The following is a 1050-nucleotide window of genomic DNA, read 5'->3' as shown; positions in this document are numbered from 1 at the left end:
CGGCCTGTCGTACAACATCAACGCCGACCTCGTCGCGGGCAAGCTGGCCACGGTGCTGAACGCCGAGAAGCTGCTGATGATGACCAACATCCCCGGCGTGATGGACAAGGACGGCAACCTGCTGACCGACCTGTCCGCCCGCGAGATCGACGCGCTGTTCGAGGACGGCACGATCTCCGGCGGCATGCTGCCGAAGATCTCGTCGGCACTCGACGCCGCGAAGAGCGGCGTGAAGTCGGTGCACATCGTCGACGGCCGGATCGAGCATTCGGTGCTGCTGGAAATCCTGACCGAGCAGCCGTTCGGCACGATGATCCGCTCGCATTGAGCGCGCGCCGCCCGCCTGCCAGCCCCGACCTGCCGGCCCCGCTGCGGCGCCGGCGCATCTCGCGCAGCCGGCCGCGCGCCGGCGCGCCCGTCTGGCTGTTCGATCTCGACAACACGCTGCACCACGCGTCGCACGCGATCTTTCCGGAGATCAACCGTGCGATGACGCAATACATCATCGACGCGCTGCAGGTCGGGCGCGCCGAAGCCGACCGCCTGCGCAACGGCTACACCGAGCGCTACGGCGCCGCGCTGCTCGGCCTCACGCGCCATCATCCGATCGACCCGCACGATTTCCTGCGCGTGGTCCACACGTTTTCCGACCTGCCCGCGATGGTGCGCGCCGAGCGTGGCCTCGCGCGCATCGTCGCCGCGCTGCCGGGCCGCAAGCTGATCCTGACCAACGCGCCGGAAAACTATGCGCGCGCGGTGCTGCGCGAGTTGGGCATCGAGCGGCTGTTCGAGCGCGTGATCGCGATCGAGCACATGCGCGACCGCCGCATGTGGCGCGCGAAGCCCGACCACGCGATGCTGCGCCGGACGCTGCGCGCCGCGCATGCGCGGTTCGCCGACGCGATCCTCGTCGAGGATACGCGCAGCCACCTGAAGCGCTACAAGCGTCTGGGCATCCGCACGGTATGGATCACCGGCCACCTGCCCGGCCATCTGCCGGCGACCGGACGCCCGCATTATGTCGACCAGCGCATTCGTTCGTTAAAATCG

At 68.8% G+C, this 1050-nt stretch carries 2 protein-coding genes; both read left to right on the top strand.

Translation table 11 applies throughout. The annotated features are described in order from the left end of the window. On the top strand, positions 1-328 hold a 328-nt coding region (gene argB / locus JMF90_RS38215; protein ID WP_201326458.1), incomplete at its 5' end, for an acetylglutamate kinase. Then, a partial coding sequence (locus JMF90_RS38210) for a pyrimidine 5'-nucleotidase (protein WP_201326457.1) occupies positions 325-1050 on the top strand: 726 nt, incomplete at its 3' end. The genes argB and JMF90_RS38210, both read left to right, overlap by 4 nt.

It is taken from the genome of Burkholderia sp. E168m23 (assembly GCF_016586125.1).
Taxonomy (GTDB): domain Bacteria; phylum Pseudomonadota; class Gammaproteobacteria; order Burkholderiales; family Burkholderiaceae; genus Burkholderia; species Burkholderia orbicola.
The sequence above is the reverse complement of the archived record's forward strand: the minus strand, read 5'-3'. Positions and strand labels throughout refer to the sequence as shown.